We start from the raw sequence: 18,509 nt of genomic DNA, 5'->3' as shown, positions 1-18,509 counted from the left end.
AACCCTTGATATTAAACTTCACGAACGTCAATATGTGGAAGTCGCGGGTCGTCGAAGCCTGGGGAGTGAGCCATGAGAAGCCGTCGGATCCTCGCAGTGGTAGCCGGAGCGGCGATGACCTTCGCGGCCGCCGTCGCCTTCGTCCCCAACAGCATGGCCGCCGTGTCCTCGGCGGACGCCGCCCTGCTGGCCGCCTGCACCGCGCCGGCCTGGGCAGAGGGCAACACCTACCCGGCGGGCGCGCAGGTCACCTACGGCGGCCGGCTCTACCAGGCTCTGGTCACCCACACCGCACACCCCGGCGCCGGCTGGAACCCCGCCGCGACCCCGTCGCTCTGGCGTGACCTGGGCGCGTGCTCGGGAGGCACCCCGCCGCCGACCACGCCGCCACCACCCACCACCACCCCGCCGCCACCCACCACGCCGCCACCGACCACGCCGCCACCGACCGGTGGGACCTGCGGGGTGAAGTCACGGCCCGCCGGCAAGGTGCTGCAGGGCTACTGGGAGAACTGGGATGGCGCCTCCAACGGCGTGCACCCCGGCCTCGGCTGGATCCCGATCACCGACAGCCGGCTCAGCCAGCACGGCTACAACGTGATCAACGCGGCTTTCCCGGTGATCCGCTCGGACGGCACGGTGCTCTGGGAGAACGGCATGGACGCCGGCGTGAAGGTTGCCACCCCGGCCGAAATGTGCCAGGCCAAAGCCGCCGGCGCGACCATCCTCATGTCGATCGGCGGGGCCGCGGCGGGCATCGACCTGAGCTCCAGCGCGGTCGCCGACCGGTTCATCGCGACGATAGTGCCGATCCTGACGGCCTACCACTTCGACGGCATCGACATCGACATCGAGACGGGCCTGACCGGTAGTGGCAACATCAACACCCTGTCCACGTCGCAGGCCAACCTGATCCGGATCATCGACGGAGTGCTGGCCCGGATGCCGTCGAACTTCGGCCTGACCATGGCGCCGGAGACGGCCTACGTCACCGGCGGCAGCGTGGTCTACGGCTCGATCTGGGGTTCGTACCTGCCGATCATCAAGAAGTACGTGGACAACGGCCGGCTCTGGTGGCTGAACATGCAGTACTACAACGGCAGCATGTACGGCTGCGCCGGTGACTCGTACCCCGCCGGCACGGTGCAGGGCTTCACGGTGCAGACGCAGTGCCTGAACAACGGCCTGACCATCCAGGGCACCACCATCCGCGTGCCGTACGACAAGCAGGTTCCGGGCCTACCCGCGCAGATCGGCGCGGGTGGCGGCTACATGTCGACGTCGCTGGTCACGCAGGCGTGGAACGCCGTACCCGGCATCAAGGGCCTGATGACCTGGTCGGCGAACTGGGACGGGTCGAAGGGCTGGACTTTCGGCGACAACGTGAAGCGTTTGCAGGGACGCTGAAAGGTCGCCACCGGTGATGGTCTCCGCGGGAGCGGAGACCATCAACTGGTCGGGGCGCACCCCGGGGCGTACCGTCAGCCGGCCTGGCGGCGGGCGCGGGCCCGGCGCTTGCCCTCGTGCATGGCCTGCACCCGGGCCACCGGGATGGTCCGCCCCTCGGCCACGAGGTCGGCGGGCAGCGGCTGCGGCTCCGGCATCGACGCGGCCCACGGGTCGGCCCCGGCCACCAGCGCCGGCACGGTCCGGATGGTGAAGTCGGCCGGGGTCACCTCGGTCAGGTCGGCCCAGTCGACCGGGAAGGAGACCGGCATCCCGGGGCGTAGCCGCGGGCTGTACGCGGCCACCACGGTCGCCCCGCCGGCCCGGGTGGCGTCGACGAAGACCCGACCGCCCCGGTCTTCCCGGATGAACGCCGTGGTGGCCAGCGCCGGGTCCAGCCGCTCGGCACGGGCGGCGACCGCCCGGGTGGCGGCGGCCAACTCCTCGGCCGTGGGGCCGTCGGCGATCGGCACGAAGACGTGCACGCCCTTGGCGCCGCTGGTCTTGACCGCCCCGGCGAGGCCGGCGTCGGCGAGCGCCTGACGGACCAGCAGCGCGGCGCCGACCGCCGCACCGAACCCGTCCCCCTCCGGCGGGTCCAGGTCGAGCACCAGGTGGGTCGGGCGGTGCAGGTCCGCCGCGGTGGCCAGCGTCGGGTGGTACTCCACCGCCCGCTGGTTGGCGAACCAGAGCAGGGTGCGACGGTCGTCGCAGAGGGCGTACGAGACCTCCCGGTGTGACGCCTCCGCCCAGACCGGCACGCGGCGGACCCAGTCCGGGGTGTACCGGGGCAGGTTCTTCTGCATGAACGGTGGCTGGCCGGGGCGGACCCGGATCACCGACAGCGGCCGGTCCCGCAACTGCGGGAGGATCCGGTCCCGGACCGCGTCGAGGTAGTCGACCAGGTCGCGCTTGGTCGCGTCGTCGCGGTCGGACAGCGGGTGGTCGAGGTTGGTCAGGGCCACCCCGTCCCGCGTCTCGTCAGCCTCGCTCACCCGCTCACCCTCCCGCCCCCGGTGCCGTCGGTCAACTGGACGCGGCGCTTCGGTGCCGATCAGCCCCGGCGCGCAGCGTGGCGGGCCGGGCACCGGGCAGCGTGGTCAGCGCGACCAGCAGCGCGGCGACCACCAGGGCGGCGGCGACGGTGAACGCGATCCGGTAGCCGCCGGCCAGTGCCGCCACCTCGGCCCATCCGGCGGCCCGCAGACCGTCGGCGCGCGTGGCGGCCAGGGTGGCCAGCGCGGCCAGCCCGACCGCCCCGCCGACCTGCTGGGTGGTGTTGGCCAGCCCGGACGCGAGCCCGGCGTCCGCGTCGGTCGCGCCGGCCATGGCCAGCGTGGTGACGGCCGGCAGGGTCAGGCCGCCGGCCACCCCGAAGATCAGCATCGCGGGAAGCACGTCGGCGAGGTAACCGCCGTCGGCGGGCAGCCGGCCGAGCAGCAGGAAGCCGACGGTGGCCAGCCCGAGCCCGGCCAGCAGGACGGCCCGGGCACCCCACCGGGCGATCAGCCGACCGGCCAGGCCGAGCGACACCACCGCGATCACCACCGGGGTGGGCAGGAAGGCCCAGCCGGTCGCCGCCGCGTCCAGGCCGAGCACCAGTTGCAGTTCCACGGCGAGCAGGAACTGGAAGCCGAAGTACGCGGAGACCATGAGGAACTGCACGGCGTTCGCCGCGACCAGGCCGGGGACGCGCAGCACGCGGGCCGGCAGCAGCGGGGTGGGCGCCACCCGCTGCCGGAGCGCGAACCCCCCGAGCAGCAGCGCCGCGAGCGCCACCGCGCCGAGGGTCCGGGGGCTGGTCCAGCCGTGCTCGCCGGTCCCCACGATGCCCAGCACGGTGGCCATCAGTCCGCCGGTGGCGAGCAGGGCGCCGGGCAGGTCCAGGCCCGCGCGCGGGCCGATGCCCCGCTCGGCCGGGAGCTGGCGGACGGCGGCGAGCAGGATGGCCACCCCGATCGGCAGGTTGACCAGGAAGATCGACCGCCAGCCGGCCAGTTCGGTGAGCACCCCACCGGCCACCGTGCCGACCGACGCCCCCGCCGCCCCGGTGAAGCTGAAGACGGCGATCGCGCGGGCCCGCTCGGCCGGCTCGGGATAGAGCCGGACGATCATGCCGAGGCTGACCGCCATGGCCAGCGCGCCGCCGACGCCCTGGCCGAATCGCGCACCGACCAGTACGGCCGGCCCGGTGGCCAGCGCGCAGGCCAGCGAGGCCAGGGTGAACAGCGTGATGCCGGCCAGGAAGATCCGCCGCCGGCCGAGCAGGTCGCCGAGGCGGCCGGCGAGCAGCAGCAGCCCGCCGAACGCGACCAGGTAGGCGTTGACCACCCAGGCCAGGCCTGCGGCGGTGAAGCCCAGGTCGCGCTGCACGGCGGGCAGCGCCACCGCGACGACGCTGCCGTCCAGAATGATCATCAGGCTGCCGGCGCAGAGTACGAGCAGCGCCGGCCAGCGGGACGGGACAGCATGATCCATGGAACGCCTCCTTGGTGCATTGTTTGTTACCGACGCCATCATCTGTGACCATGAGCGAGAGCGGAAGGAGGCACCGTCATGTCCCAGAGGAACAGCGATGTGCCCGCGCTGATCGAGGCCGAGCTGGCGTGCGCGGCGGGAAGCGTGCCGTTCACCCCGGGTCAGGCCCGGGCGTGCACCGTCCGCGAGGTGCTCGACAGGGTCGGCGGCAAGTGGAGCATCGGCATCCTGGTGGCCGCCTCGAACGGCCCGGTGCGCTTCACCGAGCTGGAGCGGCACATCGAGGGGATCAGTCGTCGGATGCTCACGCTGACCCTGCGCAACCTGGAACGCGACGGCCTGCTGCACCGCAGGGTCTACCCCACCGTCCCGCCGAAGGTGGAGTACACCGCCACCCCGATGGCGCTGGAGCTCTACGAGTCGCTGGTGGCGCTGACCAGCTGGGCCGAGCGGCACCGCCGGGCCATCGCCGAGGCGCGGACCAGGTACGACCGCGACCACGCCGGTTAAACCGGACCGGGGTGTGGGGAAAGCCACCACGATGAACTGACCGATCGGTCAGAGTCTGACCGATCGGTCAGGCATGCTGGTCCGCGGGAGGTGGACCGGTGATGGCCAGAGCGGTGTCCGAGACGCACGGCGAGATCCTCGCCGCGGCGGCGCGACGGTTCGCGGTGACCGGCTACCGGGGCACCTCGTTGCAGGACATCGCCCGTGAGGTCGGCTGCTCCAAGGCCACGGTGCTCTACCACTTCGCCAACAAGGAAGCCCTGCTCGCCGAGCTGATGGCCCCGGCCATCGCGGTGCTGCGGGACCTCGACGACCGGCTCACCGGCCTGACCGGCGCGGCCGCCCAGCAGGTCGCCGCGGTGGGCTTCGTCGACCTCGCGGTGCGGTTCCGGCGGGAGATCGCGCTGCTCCGCGGCGAGTTCCCGGAGCTGCTGGCCCAGCCGGCCTTCGCGCACATCCAGCAGATCTCGGAACGCCTGCGGGACGCCTTCGCCGGGCACTCCGAGCGGCCGGGCGCGCGGATCAGCGCGCTGGTGCTGCTCGCCGGCATTCCCGAGGCGTGCGCCGAGTTCGTCGACGTTCCCGACGACGAGCTGCGCCCCGCTCTGCTCACCCTCGTCCGGCGGGCCGTCGAGCCCGTCGAGTCTTCCCTGCCCCAACCACCCACGACCGAGGACAAGGAATCCTGATGGCCACCCTGCTCTACCGGCTCGGCCGGGGCGCGCTGCGCCGGCGACGGCTCGTCGTCGCGCTCTGGCTCGTCGTACTCGTCGTCGCCGGCCTGGCCGCGGCGACCCTGCGCGGCCCGACGGCGAGCAACTTCACCATGCCGGGCACCGAGAGCCAGCGCGCGCTCGACCTGCTCGCGCAGCAGTTCCCCGCGGCCAGTGGCGCCACCGGCACCATCGCGGTCAAGGCACCGGGTGACGGCCAGCTGGCCAGCCCGCAGGGTCGTGGCGTGGTGCAGGAGATCGTCCAGCAGGCCGCGACGCTGCCCGGCGTGGTCGGCGCCGTCGACCCGTTCCAGGTCGGCGCGGTCTCGCCCAACGGCCGGTACGCGCTGGTCCAGGTTCGGTTCGCCACCGGAGCGGACGAGGTGACCGACGAGCAGCGGACGGCGTACGAGCAGGTGGGTGCGGCGGCCGAGGCACGGGGCTGGCAGGTCGCCCCGGGCGGCGAGGTGCTGGGCGGTGAGCCGGAGATCGGCTCCACCGAGGCGCTCGGCGTACTGGTCGCCGCGATCGTCCTGATCATCACGTTCGGCTCGCTGGTGGCCGCGGGCATGACGATGCTCAACGCGCTCATCGGCGTGGGCGCCGGCATGGCCGGCCTGTTCGCGCTGAGCAGCGTCGTCCAGTTGACCAGCACCGCGCCGATCCTGGCGCTGATGCTCGGCCTCGCGGTCGGCATCGACTACTCGCTGTTCATCACCTCCCGGCACCGGCAGAACCTGCTCGACGGCCTGTCCCCCGAGGAGGCGGTCGGCCGGGCCGTGGGCACCGCCGGCTCCGCCGTGGTCTTCGCGGGCGCCACCGTGGTCATCGCCCTGGCCGGGCTCGCCGTGGTGGACATCCCGTTCCTCACGGTGATGGGTCTCGCCGCCGCCGGCACGGTCACCGTCGCGGTGCTCGTCGCCATCACCCTCCAGCCCGCGCTGCTCGGCTTCGCCGGTCGCCGGGTGCTTCCCCGCCGGCTGCGCTCGGCCACCGCCGACGGCAGGCCGGTCAACGACACGGACGCCGACCGGCCGGTTGCCGCGGCAGCGAGCGAGGACCGGTCCGGCTTCGGCTTCCGCTGGGCGCGGCTGGTCACCCGGTTCCGCGTACCGGTCATCCTCGTCGGCCTGCTCGGCCTCGGCCTCCTCGCGCTGCCCACGCCGGACATGCGACTGGCCCTGCCGGACGCCTCCACGGCGGCCGTCGGCTCACCCGCCCGGGTGTCGAACGACCTGACCACCGAGGGCTTCGGAGCGGGCTTCACCGGCCGCCTCGCGGTGGTGGTCGCCGGCGACACGCCGCAGGCCACCTCGGCCGCCGTGCCGCAGGTCACCGCGCTGCTCCAGCGCACCGACAACGTGCTCGCGGTGGCGCCGGCGCAGCTCAGCCCGGACGGCCGGACCGCCCTGCTCGGAGTGGTGCCCAAGACCGGCCCCACCGACGAGGCCACCGAGACGCTGGTGCACGACATCCGTGACTCGGTGGGCGGGATCCGCGACGCGGACGTGCTGCTCACCGGTGTCACCGCGATCGGCATCGACGTCTCCGAGAAGCTCTCCGACGCACTGCCGGTCTACCTCCTGCTGGTGGTCGGGCTGTCGGTGCTGCTGCTGATGCTGGTGTTCCGCTCGCTGCTGGTGCCGGTCAAGGCCGCGCTGGGGTTCCTGCTCACCGTCGCCGCCACGTTCGGCATCACGGTGGCGGTCTTCCAGCAGGGGCACCTCGCCGACCTCGTCGGCCTGGACACCCCGGGCCCGCTGATCAGCTTCCTGCCGATCCTGCTCATCGGCATCCTCTTCGGGCTCGCGATGGACTACGAGGTGTTCCTGGTGTCCCGGATGCGGGAGGACTTCGTGCACGGCGAGTCGGCCCGGCAGGCCACCATCAGCGGCATGGGGCACGGCGCCCGGGTGGTCACCGCCGCCGCGCTCATCATGATCTCGGTTTTCGGAGGCTTCGTCTTCCTGGAGGATCCGGTGATCAAGTCGATGGGATTCGCACTCGCCGTGGGTGTGGCCATCGACGCCTTCGTGGTCCGGATGACCATCGTTCCCGCGGTGATGTCGCTGCTCGGCGACCGTGCCTGGTGGCTCCCCCGGTGGCTCTCCCGTGCCCTACCGAACGTCGACATCGAGGGCGAGGGCTTGCGCGCGGAACTCGCGGACCGCACGCCGACCCACGTCTGACCCTCGCTGCCCGGCCCGGTCAGACGCCGGCGGGATAGGTCTCCATCTCGCCGGAGGCGGCCGGGACGGGCAGCGGGTGCAGGGCCGTGGTCTCGTCGCACCAGATGAAGGCGTCGTAGCGTTCGCCGAGTCGGGTGGGCACGTAGTTGCCCCAGGACTCGAAGGACGGGTCGTAGACCACCCCGATCGCCCGGTGGTCCGCGGTGCCGGTGACCCAGCCCGGCTGGTCGTCGCCACCGAAGACCAGCACCGCCCGCTCCGGCATCAGCTCGTGCAGGCGCCGCTCGACCGACCCCTCCCGCGCCGGCGGGACGATCATCGCCTCGGCCGGTGAGCCCCACCGGGGTGCGGCGATCGCCGTACCCCGGTAGCTGCCGAAGCCGATCAGGGCCACCGCGTCGGCACCGTGCCGCTCCCGGGCCAACTGGCCAATGTTGATCATCCCGTCGGCGGTCATGTCGGTGGCCCGGGCGTCCCCGACATGGGTGTTGTGCGCCCAGACGATCCCCCGGGCGTCCGGGCCGTACCGGTCCAGCAGCCGGTCCAGGGTGTCCTGCATGTGGATGTCACGGATGTTCCACGAATCCGGTCCGCCGGCCACCATCGCCCGGTAGTAACGCTCCGCGCCGGCCACCACCTCCGCGTTCTGCCAGGCCGAGAAGCGGTCCGGGCCGTCGGAGAGGGCCTGCTCCCGGGTCCTGGCCAGCAGTCGCACCACCTCCTCCTCGCACCGGGCGGAGACGAACCGGCTGGCCGCGCCGTACTCCTCGACCCGCTTGCCGTACGGCTCGAAGCACCGGTACGCGTCCTGCGCCGCCTCCAGCGAGGTCGGATCCTCCTCCCCCAGATAGTCGAAGATCGCCTGCATCGACTCCCAGAGGCTGTACACGTCGAGCCCGTGGAATCCAGCCCGTCGATTCTCCGGGCGCTCCAGGTTCCATGCCCGCAGCCAGCGGCAGAACCGGGCCACCTCGGCGTTCGCCCACATCCAGGTCGGCCACCGCTCGAACTGCTCGAGCGCCGTCTGCGGGTCCGGAGCACCGCCCGGCGCGCCGGTGACCGAGCGGTGCACCCGGTCGCAGTCCGGCCAGTCGCCCTCCACCGCCACGAACGAGAAGCCGCACTCCGCGATCAGCCGGCGGGTGAGCTGCTCGCGCAGCCGGTAGTAGTCGTAGGTGCCGTGGGTGGATTCGCCGATCATCACCACCCGGGCGTCGCGGACGCGCTCCAGCAACGGGTCGAAGTCGCTCGGCGCGCCGAGCCGCTGAACCAGCATGTCCGCGGCTACCCGGCGGCCGCTCCGGCAAACCGTCGGCGTGTCGCCGGGCGGCGCGCCGTCCGCCGGCCGCCGGGCCGACCGGTGTACGGGTGCGGCGAGCGGGTAGCCGGACGGTATGACCGTCACCGGGGTTCAGTTGCAGGAGTACCTGGCCGGGCTCGACTACCCAATCTCCCGTGAGGACCTGGTCCGTTGGGGCCAGGAGAACGGGGCCAGCACGGCGATGTTGCAGATGTTGCGGACGTTGCCGGCGGAGCAGATCGAGTCGCCTGAAGAGCTGAACGCCGTGCTATCGAGTCTCTCCTGACCCCCGCACGGTCAGCGGGCGTGCAGCAGTCGGAACAACACCAGCCACTGTTCCCGGCCGGAGACGTACCCGACCGGGGTGTCCGGCGCGATCCGGGTGGCGCGCGGCGCCGCCGCCACCCGAGCCGGCGGGTGGTGCCGGCGCAGGGTCGCGGCGAGCGACCCGCCGACGCCCTCGAAGCCCACCGCCACCCCCACCCATTTCCAGCCCTCCCCCTCGCGGTCTCCCGATCCCTCGGCCCCCCGTTGATCATGAAGTTAGCGTCACGACACGCCGTGCCGGACGTCGCTAACTTCATGATCAACGGGGAGGACCCGGGCCGGGGGCGGGGGGGTGGGACGGGCGGGGTTACTGGAGGGCGATGGTGCGGGATTCGGTGCGGGCGATTTCGGCGGCGGCCAGGATCGCGACGACCTCGCGGCCGAACCGGACGTCGCAGCGGTGGTCGCGGGTGCCCGTCTGCACCTGCTCGACGAGCTGGTCGATCGCCACGCCGAACGCCGTGGCGGGGTCGTTCTCGCCCATCGGGACGGTCTCGATGCCGTTCTCGCCGTAGAACACGAACTCCCGGGCCATCGCCTCACGCGGGGCGTCCAGGGAGAGCGAGGCGCTGCTGGTGGCGCCACCGTCGTGGGTGAGCAGCAGATGCACCATTCCGTTCGGCCCGTCCATCGCGGCCACCCGGGTCACCTTGCCCAGCACCGGCAGGATGATGGAGAGCGCGTGCGGGGCGATGTCCCAGAGGGCACCGTGCTCCCGGCGCCACAGCGAACCGCCGTACGGGCTGCCGTCCTGGAAGATCGAGGCGAACGCGGTGGTCCGGCCGTGCTGCCAGCCCCCGGCGGCCGCGGTCGCGGCGAGGAACGCGGTCACGTTCGGCTGGAACCGCTGGGTGAAGAAGACGACCGAGGCGACCCCCGACGCCTCGGCTGCCGCGACCACCCGATCGGCGTCCTCGACGGTGAGCGCCAACGGCTTGTCCAGCAGCAGGTGCCGACCAGCGGCGGCCGCCCGGACCGCGATGTCGGCCTGGATGTTCGGCGGCAGCGCGACAGCGATGGCGTCGCACACCTCGAGCAACGCGTCGACCTCGGCGAACGCCGGCACCCCGTACCGCTCGCCCAGCGCGGCGGCCCGCTCCGGGTTGCGCCCCCAGACCCCGACCAACTCCGCGTCCGGGTGTGCGTGCAGCGCCTTCCCGTGCGTCTCGATCGCCCAGTGACCGGTGCCGAACAAGCCGAACCGCAGCACGTGTACCTCCGCCGTTTCCCCTGACCGCGGCGACACCACGGCCGTGATCCACGCTAGTCGCCCCACCAACCGTGACGGCGGCGGGTCGACCAACCGGAGCCCGCAGGTTCTCGGCGCCGCGCGGGCGGAGCCATGGCCTGATGGCGCCTGTCGAGCTGCCCGTATCAGGGGCAGGTCGACAGGGAGCGGCGAAGGACAGCGAGGCAGCGTCGTCGGATACTACGACGGTTAGTAGGCTGTGCCGGTGACCGAGGCGACGACCGGGTGGGGCCGATGACCAGTGCGGCGGCGGCCAACTCGCCGGTGGACGGGATCCTGGCGACGGCGTCGATCGTGCTGTCGCTGCTCGTCGCGGCGTGGGCACTGGTGGCGGCGGTACGCCACCGGCCACCGGACCGGGTGCAGTTCGTCGGCCTGGCCGTACTGGAACTGGCACTGCTCGCGCTGACCGTGCTGGCGCTGGTCGCGGTCGGCGGCGGGGACCGGCCCGGCGAGCCCGGCGCCTTCTTCGGCTACCTCGTCACGCTGGTCTGCATGCCGCCGCTGGCCTGGGTGCTGGCCCGGATGGAGCCGACCCGCTGGGGTTCGGCGATCGTCTGCGCGGTGTGCCTGGTGGCCCCCGTGGTGGTGGTCCGGTTGCAGCAGACCTGGGAGGTCCTCGGTGGTTGAGACACGACCGGCCCGCCGCACCACGAACACCGGCCCGGGCCGGCTGCTGATCGCGGTCTACCTGCTCTTCGCCATCGCGGCGACCAGCCGGGCGGGTCTGCAGATCGCCACCCGGTTCGACGAGGCGCCGGTGGCGTACCTGCTCTCCGCCCTTGCCGCACTCATCTACATCGTGGCCGCGGTGGGGCTGGCCCGCGCCGGGCACACCGGCCGACGGGTCGCGCTGGCCTGCTGCTCACTGGAGCTGGTCGGGGTGATCGCGGTCGGCGTCCTGAGCCTGGCCGACCCGGAACTCTTCCCCGACGAGACGGTCTGGTCGCAGTTCGGCAGCGGGTACGGCTACATCCCGCTGGTGCTGCCGGTGCTCGGCCTGTTCTGGCTCTGGCGCACCCGCCGCGACCCCGCCTGAACGACCCGCGTACGCGTCGAGGGCGCTCCCTCGTGCACGGAGCGCCCTCGACGGGAACGGGTCAGTTCCGGGGGCCGCCGGCCACGTAGATGACCTGGCCGGAGACGAACCCCGCTCCCTCGCTGGCCAGGAACGAGATGGTGTGCGCGACGTCCTCCGGCCGGCCCGGGCGACGTACCGGGATCTCCGCGGCGGCGTGCTTCTGGAGGTCCTCGAAGTCGACCTTCATCCGGGCGGCGGTGGCGGCGGTCATGTCGGTGACGATGAAGCCGGGCGCCACCGCGTTGACGGTCACCCCGAACGGCCCCAGCTCGATGGCGAGCGTCTTGGTGAAGCCCTGGAGACCGGCCTTGGCGGCGGCGTAGTTCGCCTGGCCGCGGTTGCCCAGCGCGGAGGTGCTGGAGAGGTTGACGATCCGCCCCCACCTGCGGTCCACCATGTGCTTCTGAGCGGCCTGGCTGACCAGGAACGCGCCACGCAGGTGCACCCCCATGACCGTGTCCCAGTCGGCGTTGGTCATCTTGAACAGCAGGTTGTCGCGGAGCACCCCGGCGTTGTTGACCAGCACGGTGGGCGCGCCCAGCTCGGCGGCGATCCGCTCCACGGCCGCCTCGACCTGAGCCCGGTCGGACACGTCGGCGCCCACGCCGAGCGCCCGGCCGCCGGCCCCGGCGATGGCGTCCACCGTCTCCTTGGTGGCCGCCTCCTCGATGTCGACCACGGCGACAACCATCCCGTCGGCGGCCAGCCGGCGGGCGGTGGCCGCACCGATACCGCGTGCGGCTCCGGTGACGATGGCGACGCGGGGCTCCTCCGACATGATTACCTCCCGGTAACTTGGGGTCGATCGAAGGAGCTTAACCCCCACACCGGCAGTCACCAGCGATGACCATCGCTCAACAAGAGCTGTCTATACGAGTGGATCTTTCCGGCGTACCGTCCTGTTCGCTGTCACCCCCAGTAAGAAGAACAGACGACGAGACAAGGAACGACATCACGTGAAGTTCTCGCGTACCCGTGGAGCCTGGCTCGCCGCCGTGGTCTCCGCGGCCCTCGCGGCGACCGGCGGCTCATCCGCCGCGGCCGCCGCCCCCGGCGCGTCGGCCGATCCCGGCTCGACCCCCGCACCCGCGACCGACCTGCCCACCCCACCCGGCACCCACTCGGTCACCCTGATCACCGGTGACACGGTCACCACCCGCCGGAGCGCCAACGGCGGCACCCTCGACGTACGGCGTCCAGACGGCACCCCGGGCCCGGTACGGGTGGTGGAGGCCGGGGACGACCTCTACGTCTACCCCCAGTCCGTGCTGCCCTACGTGGCAGCGGACACGTTGGACAAGCGGCTGTTCAACGTCACCCAGCTGATCGCCGACGGGTACGACGACGCGCGGTTGGACCACCTGCCGCTGATCGTGTCGTACACCGACGCCGCCGGCCTGCGCGCCGGCGCCGCGCCCGTCGGGGCGACCCGCACCCGCACCCTGAGCAGCATCTCGGGTGCCGCGCTGAGCGAGCACCACGACCAGGCCGACGAGTTCTGGGCCGCGGTCACGGGCGGCGCCCCCACCGCGAGGTCGACACCTGCGGCCGGCGGCAAGGGACGCTTCGCCGGCGGGATCGCCAAGATCTGGCTGGACGGGCGGATGCGCGCCGACCTCGCCGACACCACCGCGCAGATCGGCGCTCCCGAGGTGTGGGCCGCAGGCGACACCGGCACGGGCGTGCGGGTGGCCGTGCTGGACACCGGCGTCGACGCGACCCACCCCGACCTGACCGACCGGATCAGCGAGTCCGCCGTGTTCGTGCCCGGCGAGGAGATCACCGACCGGGTCGGGCACGGCACCCACGTCGCCTCCACCATCGCCGGCACCGGCGCCGCCTCCGGCGGCCGGGAGAAGGGTGTCGCACCCGACGCCCGGCTGGCGATCGGCAAGGTGCTCAGCGACGCCGGCTTCGGGCAGGACTCCTGGATCCTCGCCGGCATGGAGTGGGCGGCCCGGGAGGCCGACGCCAGCGTCATCAACATGAGCCTCGGCTCCAACCAGCCCAGCGACGGGACCGACCCGATCAGCCAGGCGGTCAACAGGCTCAGCACCGAGACCGGTGCCCTGTTCGTGGTCTCCGCCAGCAACGCCGGCGGTCCGGGCACCGTCGCCGCGCCGGGCGCGGCGGACGCCGCGCTGACCGTGGGCGCGGTCGACGCCGACGACCAGCTCGCCTACTTCTCCAGCCAGGGTCCCCGGATCAGCGACGAGGCCATCAAGCCGGAGCTGACCGCCCCCGGTGTCGGGGTGCTCGCGGCCCGGTCGCAGTACGCGCCCGGCGAGGGCGCCTACCAGACCATGGACGGCACATCGATGGCCGCGCCGCACGTCGCTGGCGCCGCCGCACTGCTCGCCGCGAAGCACCCGGACTGGACCGGCCAGCAGCTCAAGGATGCCCTGGTCAGCACGACCCGGGCCACGTCCCAGTACGACGCCTTCCAGGCCGGCACCGGTCGGGTCGACGTCGCCGCAGCGGTCCGCGCCCCGGTCGTCGCCACCGGCACCGTCTCCACCAGCGTGCGGTACGACACCACGAAGGCGGGCGGCAGCACGCACCCGGTGACGTACACCAACACCACCGGCCAGCCGATCACGCTGGGTCTGGCGCTGGACGCCGCGACCGCGCCGGCCGGCCTGTTCAGCCTCTCCGCGACGCAACTGACCGTGCCCGCGAACGGCACCGCCACGGTCACCCTGACCACGGACACCTCCCGGGCCAGCACCGGCAGCCGGTACACCGGTCAGGTCGTCGCCACCGGGCCGGACCGGGCCGTGCTGACCCGCACCGCGATCGCCGTCGGCACCTTCACGCCGTACCACCAGCTCCGCCTGGAGCTGACCGACCGCTCCGGGAAGCCGGTCAGCGGCGTCGTCGAGCTGGGCCAGCCCGGCAGCTACGAGCCGGCCTTCGTCGGGACCGATTCGGACGGTACGGCGCAGCTGTACCTGCCCGAGGGCGTCTACTCGGCGATGAGCTTCCTGAACGTGACCGGCAGCCACGGGCCGAACTCCCTCGGCCTGGCGCTGCTCGGCGACCCGGACATCGACCTGCGGAAGGACACCACGGTCCGGCTGGACGGCAAGGCCGCCCGCAGGGTCGAGGCGTCGGTGCCCCAGCAGACCGCCGAGACGTTCACCCGGCTGGACTACTACCGGTCCCAGGGGGCGGGCCGGTGGCGCTCGTTCATCGCCGGTGGCGTCTTCTACGACAGCTTCTGGGCCCAGCCGACCGATCACGACGTGCGGCACGGCGACTTCTACGTCGGCGCACGCTGGCGCAAGGAACAGCCGGTGCTGAGCGTCGGCACCACGACGGTCGACTTCGACGACGTGGTCCGACAGCAGGGCACCACCCAGTTGCCGAAGGGCCGTTGGACACTGCCGGCGGTCTTCGCGGGCAATGGCGCCCCGAGCGACTACGCCGGGCTCGACGCCCGGGGCAAGGTGGTCGTGGTCCGACACAACTGGGACGTCAGCGACTCCGAGCAGGCCGCCGCCGCGACCGCCGCCGGCGCGAAGCTGATGCTGGTGGTGAACGACAACCCGTGGCGCGAGGTGCGCAACTACAGGATCGACTTCTTCACCCCCACGCCGATCGAGGTGGCGCTGCTCAGCACCGACGAGGGCGAGGCGCTGATCCAGCAGATCCAGCGCGGGTCCACCAGGGTCGAGGCCGTTTCGCAGCCCGTCGCCGACTACGTGTACGACCTGGTCCAGGCGTACCACAATCGGATCCCACGCGAGCTGACCCGGACCGAGACGAAGAAGACGCTGGCCCGGATCGACGTCGGCTTCACCCTCCCGACCTCCCAGGCGCGGGGTGGCGAGTTCCGGTTCGACTGGCCGTCGTACTCCGACTGGGGCATCGGCCAGACCAGCAACCGGCCGCTCGCCCCGGTCCGCACCGACTGGGTCTCCACAGGCGACCTCTACCAGTGGGGTCAGGAGGCGTACGTCGACTCCGACACGTACCAGATCGACACGCGGACGAGCTACCGGGCCGGCAGCCGCGGCGAGGAGCAGTTCTTCGAGCCGATCGAACGGCCGCATCTGAACAACAACTTCAAGCTGCCCAGCCGCTCCGGAGCCACCCTCAACCTGGACGTGCCCGGTTGGGGCGGTGCCGACCACGTCGGCATGGCGATGAACTCCGCCGAGCAGACCAATCACCTGTACCAGGGCGGCACGCTGCTCGGCCAGAGCAGCAGCACGTGGATCAGCGGCACCGCGCCGGGTACGGGTGACCTGCCGTACCGGCTGGTGGTACGGACCGCCCAGGACCCGAGCGCCGGCCGGTATTCGACCAGCACCGAGACCCAGTGGACGTTCCGGTCGAAGGCAGCGGCAGCCGGGGTCGAGTCGAGCGTGCTGCCGCTGCTTCAGCTCGACTACTCCGTCGACACCGACTCCGCCGGCACCGCGAAGGACCGGACCGACCTGACGGTGTCCGCCGCGCACCTGCCCGGCGCCACTGGTTGCGGCACCGTCCGGCCGGTCGCCCTGGAGATCTCGTACGACGACGGCGCGCACTGGCAGAAGCAGCCGCTGGACCGCTCGCAGGACGGGTCCTGGACGGCGAAGCTGCGGGCGCCGAAGGGCGCGGGGTACGTGTCGCTGCGTGCCAGCGCCACGGACACCTCGGGCAACTCGGTCAGCCAGACCGTCGTCCGCGCCTTCGGCGTGCGCTGACCGTTCGCCCTGCGGTTATCGCGTGACGTCCGACCGGCAGCGACCGGCCGGGCGTCACGCGTGACCGGAGACGGCGGCCCGCCCCCGCATGACGTCAGCCGGCCGTGCCCCGGCAGAGCCGGATCCAGCGGTAGCCGTAGCCGGAAAGCTTGACCGCGCCGAGCTTGCCCAGCTCGCCGTAGCCGCGGTCGGCGAGCACGTCGTTCGGCAGGTCGGCCTCCGCCTCAAGGATGCTCAGGTCCACCTCGACGTCGTCGGTGCCCAGGTTGTGCAGGAAGACCATGGTCCCGGTCGGTCCGTCCGCCCGGTGCGCCAGCACTCCGGCCGGCGCCGGCACGTCGATGTGTGTGGTCGAGCCGGAGCCGACCTCCGGTGCCTCACGCAGCGTCCGGATCATGCGTTCGAACCAGGCGAGCAGCGACTTCGAGTCACCGCGCTGGGCCGTGACGTTGACCCTCTGGTAGCCGAACTCGCCCTTGTCGATCACCGGGCGGACCAGCTTCTCCGGGTCCGCGGTGGAGAAGCCGGCATTCGGCTGGTACGACCACTGCATCGGGGTACGGATCGCCTCCCGACCGGGCAGCGACAGGTCCTCGCCCATCCCGATCTCCTCGCCGTAACGCAGCACCGGCGTGCCGCGCAGCGAGAACTGGAGGGCGTACGCCAGCTCGATGCGACGCCGGTCGTTGCCGAGCATCGGGGCGAGCCGGCGACGGATGCCCCGGTCGTAGATGCGCATGTCCTCGTCGGGGCCGAACTGCGCGTACACCTGGTTGCGCTGTTCGGCGGTGAGCCGCGACAGGTCGATCTCGTCGTGGTTACGCAGGAAGGTGGCCCACTGGCCGCCAACGGGCAGCGTCGGTGTGTCGCGCAGCGCCTCGACCAGCGGCTCCGGGTCCTGGCGGGCCAGGGCCAGCATGAGCCGGCCGTTGAGCATGAAGTCGAAGAGCATGTGGATCCGGTTGCCGGAGCCGCCGGCGTCGCCGAAGAACGTCGGCAGCTGGTCCGGCTCGACGTTCGCCTCGGCCAGCAGAACCGCGTCGCCGCGCCGCCACTGCACGTGCTGGCGCATCTCGGTGAGGAACTCGAAGTCCTTCGGCGAGTTCGGGTTGCCCGGCTCGGTCAGCTCGATGATGAACGGCACCGCGTCCATCCGGAAACCGGAGACGCCGAGCTGGAGCCAGAACGACATGATCTTCTTGATCTCCGCCCGGACCTCCGGGTTGGCGAAGTTGAGATCCGGCTGGAACTTGTAGAACCGGTGGTAGAACCACGCCTTGGCGGTGCGGTCGTAGCTCCAGGTCTCGTCCTGCTCGCCGGGAAAGACCATGCCCTGGTGCCGGTCGTCCGGCTCAGTGTCGGACCAGACGAACCAGTCGCGGTACGGCGAGTCCGGCGAGGAGCGGGCGGACTGGAACCAGGGGTGCTGGTCGGAGGTGTGGTTGACCACCAGATCGATGATCACGTGGATGCCCCGGTTCTGCGCCTGGTGCAGCAGTTCGGCGAAGTCGCCGAGGGTGCCGAAGCGCGGGTCCACGTTGTAGAAGTCGGTGGCGTCGTAGCCGTCGTCGCGGTTGGGCGACGGGTGGATCGGGTGCAGCCACAGGCACGTCACGCCCAGCCGGGCCAGGTAGTCCAGCCGGCCGATCAGCCCACGGATGTCACCGACCCCGTCGCCGTCGGAGTCGGCGTACGTGTCGATGTCGAGGCAGTAGACGACGTCTTCGGAATACCAACGGTCACCCATGCCGGATGAACTTCTCCGTTCGATCACCGCGGCAAACCCGGCCGACGGGCGGCCGAGCCCGGCCGGTCGCTTTCCGGCCGGTACCGTGCCGGTCATGGAGATCGACCTCGTACCGCCGAGTGAACCGTTGGACTGGGCCCGGGGCGGCTGGCTGTATCCGCCGGTCCGCGCCGAGGAGAGCCCGACCGGCGAGCTGATCGTCGAACCGGCGGCGGAGAGCGATCTCTGGCGACGGACCAGCTACGGGTTCGTGCACGACAACGGCCCCGCCCTGCTGGCACCGTTGCCGGTCGGCAGCGCCATGGAGGTGAGCTTCCGGCTCGACCTCACCGGGCAGTTCGACCAGGCCGGTGCGCTGGTCCGGGTGGACGAGCGGAACTGGATCAAAGCCGGCGTCGAGGTGAGCGACGGCGAACTACAGCTCGGCGCGGTGGTGACCCGGGAGTTCTCCGACTGGTCGGTGGCTCCGGTTCCGGAGTGGTCGGGCCGGCAGGTGACCGTCCGGGTCAGCCGGGCCGGCGACGCGCTGACCGTCCGGGCCCGCGTGGACGACGAACCGTGGCGACTGGTCCGGCTCGCCCCGCTGGACCCGGCGGCCGAGGCCACGGCCGGGCCGTTCTGCTGCGCGCCGGTCCGCGCCGGCCTCACCGTGGTGTTCACCGGCTGGCGGCAGGGGCCGGCCGACACCGCGCTGCACCCGGAGCACTGACCGGCACCGCAACGTGGCCCGGCTCACGGGCGGGTGTGGCGAAGCGCCCATCGGGTATGACCATCT

15 protein-coding genes and 1 pseudogene are annotated in these 18,509 nt (G+C 72.1%); 9 read left to right on the top strand and 7 right to left on the bottom strand.

Going from position 1 to position 18,509, the window contains the following annotated elements:
* Positions 1-72 precede the first annotated feature (72 nt).
* The gene (locus KBX63_RS07035; protein ID WP_210909630.1) at positions 73-1,407 is read left to right on the top strand and encodes a carbohydrate-binding protein; all 1,335 of its coding nucleotides are present in this window, start codon (positions 73-75) and stop codon (positions 1,405-1,407) included.
* A gap of 74 nt (positions 1,408-1,481) precedes the next feature.
* Here KBX63_RS07035 and KBX63_RS07030 read toward each other — a convergent pair whose 3' ends face one another.
* Together KBX63_RS07030 and KBX63_RS07025 are read right to left on the bottom strand one after the other, a co-directional pair.
* Positions 1,482-2,441 carry a DNA polymerase domain-containing protein gene (locus KBX63_RS07030; RefSeq protein WP_210909627.1) on the bottom strand — a complete coding sequence of 320 codons (960 nt, stop codon included), beginning with the start codon at positions 2,439-2,441 and terminating at the stop codon, positions 1,482-1,484.
* A gap of 31 nt (positions 2,442-2,472) precedes the next feature.
* Positions 2,473-3,924, bottom strand: coding sequence for an MFS transporter (locus tag KBX63_RS07025; protein ID WP_210909624.1), 1,452 nt, complete (start codon positions 3,922-3,924; stop codon positions 2,473-2,475).
* Between the two features lie 78 nt (positions 3,925-4,002).
* On the opposite strand from KBX63_RS07025, the gene KBX63_RS07020 reads away from it, so the two are divergent.
* From KBX63_RS07020 to KBX63_RS07010, 3 genes are all read left to right on the top strand, one after another.
* Positions 4,003-4,434 carry a helix-turn-helix domain-containing protein gene (locus tag KBX63_RS07020; protein ID WP_247661844.1) on the top strand — a complete coding sequence of 144 codons (432 nt, stop codon included), beginning with the start codon at positions 4,003-4,005 and terminating at the stop codon, positions 4,432-4,434.
* Between the two features lie 101 nt (positions 4,435-4,535).
* Positions 4,536-5,123 (top strand): TetR/AcrR family transcriptional regulator, encoded by a 588-nt coding sequence (locus KBX63_RS07015; protein WP_210909621.1) that lies wholly within the window; start codon positions 4,536-4,538, stop codon positions 5,121-5,123.
* A complete protein-coding gene (locus tag KBX63_RS07010) occupies positions 5,123-7,336 on the top strand; it encodes an MMPL family transporter (protein WP_210909618.1) in 2,214 nt (737 codons plus the stop codon). The genes KBX63_RS07015 and KBX63_RS07010 overlap by 1 nt, the downstream gene beginning before the upstream one ends.
* Before the next feature lie 19 nt (positions 7,337-7,355).
* Here the strand turns inward: KBX63_RS07010 and KBX63_RS07005 are convergent, their stop codons facing one another.
* Positions 7,356-8,612, bottom strand: coding sequence for an erythromycin esterase family protein (locus KBX63_RS07005; protein ID WP_210910157.1), 1,257 nt, complete (start codon positions 8,610-8,612; stop codon positions 7,356-7,358).
* A gap of 118 nt (positions 8,613-8,730) precedes the next feature.
* Between KBX63_RS07005 and KBX63_RS07000 the strand changes: the two genes are divergently transcribed.
* Positions 8,731-8,922, top strand: a complete 192-nt coding sequence (locus KBX63_RS07000; RefSeq protein WP_210909617.1) for a DUF2795 domain-containing protein — start codon at positions 8,731-8,733, stop codon at positions 8,920-8,922.
* A gap of 11 nt (positions 8,923-8,933) precedes the next feature.
* Here KBX63_RS07000 and KBX63_RS06995 read toward each other — a convergent pair.
* Positions 8,934-9,113: pseudogene (locus KBX63_RS06995) on the bottom strand (ErmE/ErmH/ErmO/ErmR family 23S rRNA (adenine(2058)-N(6))-methyltransferase); the annotation flags it as partial.
* A gap of 157 nt (positions 9,114-9,270) precedes the next feature.
* Positions 9,271-10,173 carry a Gfo/Idh/MocA family protein gene (locus KBX63_RS06990; RefSeq protein ID WP_210909614.1) on the bottom strand — a complete coding sequence of 301 codons (903 nt, stop codon included), beginning with the start codon at positions 10,171-10,173 and terminating at the stop codon, positions 9,271-9,273.
* Positions 10,174-10,446: 273 nt separating this feature from the next.
* Here KBX63_RS06990 and KBX63_RS06985 point away from each other — a divergent pair, with 273 nt between their 5' ends.
* Positions 10,447-10,842, top strand: coding sequence for a hypothetical protein (locus KBX63_RS06985; RefSeq protein WP_210909611.1), 396 nt, complete (start codon positions 10,447-10,449; stop codon positions 10,840-10,842).
* Positions 10,835-11,251 (top strand): hypothetical protein, encoded by a 417-nt coding sequence (locus KBX63_RS06980; RefSeq protein ID WP_210909599.1) that lies wholly within the window; start codon positions 10,835-10,837, stop codon positions 11,249-11,251. The genes KBX63_RS06985 and KBX63_RS06980 overlap by 8 nt, the downstream gene beginning before the upstream one ends.
* Before the next feature lie 61 nt (positions 11,252-11,312).
* Here KBX63_RS06980 and fabG read toward each other — a convergent pair whose 3' ends face one another.
* Positions 11,313-12,071, bottom strand: coding sequence for a 3-oxoacyl-ACP reductase FabG (fabG, locus tag KBX63_RS06975; RefSeq protein WP_210909596.1), 759 nt, complete (start codon positions 12,069-12,071; stop codon positions 11,313-11,315).
* A gap of 178 nt (positions 12,072-12,249) precedes the next feature.
* Between fabG and KBX63_RS06970 the strand changes: the two genes are divergently transcribed.
* A complete protein-coding gene (locus KBX63_RS06970) occupies positions 12,250-15,987 on the top strand; it encodes a S8 family serine peptidase (protein ID WP_210909593.1) in 3,738 nt (1,245 codons plus the stop codon).
* A gap of 94 nt (positions 15,988-16,081) precedes the next feature.
* Here KBX63_RS06970 and KBX63_RS06965 read toward each other — a convergent pair whose 3' ends face one another.
* Positions 16,082-17,734, bottom strand: coding sequence for an alpha-amylase family protein (locus KBX63_RS06965; protein WP_210910155.1), 1,653 nt, complete (start codon positions 17,732-17,734; stop codon positions 16,082-16,084).
* Positions 17,735-17,828: 94 nt separating this feature from the next.
* On the opposite strand from KBX63_RS06965, the gene KBX63_RS06960 reads away from it, so the two are divergent.
* On the top strand, positions 17,829-18,443 hold the full coding sequence (locus tag KBX63_RS06960; RefSeq protein WP_210909591.1) for a DUF1349 domain-containing protein: 615 nt from the start codon (positions 17,829-17,831) through the stop codon (positions 18,441-18,443).
* The last annotated feature ends 66 nt before the right edge of the window (positions 18,444-18,509 follow it).

Source organism: Micromonospora sp. U21 (genome assembly GCF_018070045.1).
GTDB lineage: Bacteria > Actinomycetota > Actinomycetes > Mycobacteriales > Micromonosporaceae > Micromonospora.
Note: the sequence above shows the minus strand (reverse complement) of the source record. Positions and strands in the feature narration are given on the sequence as shown.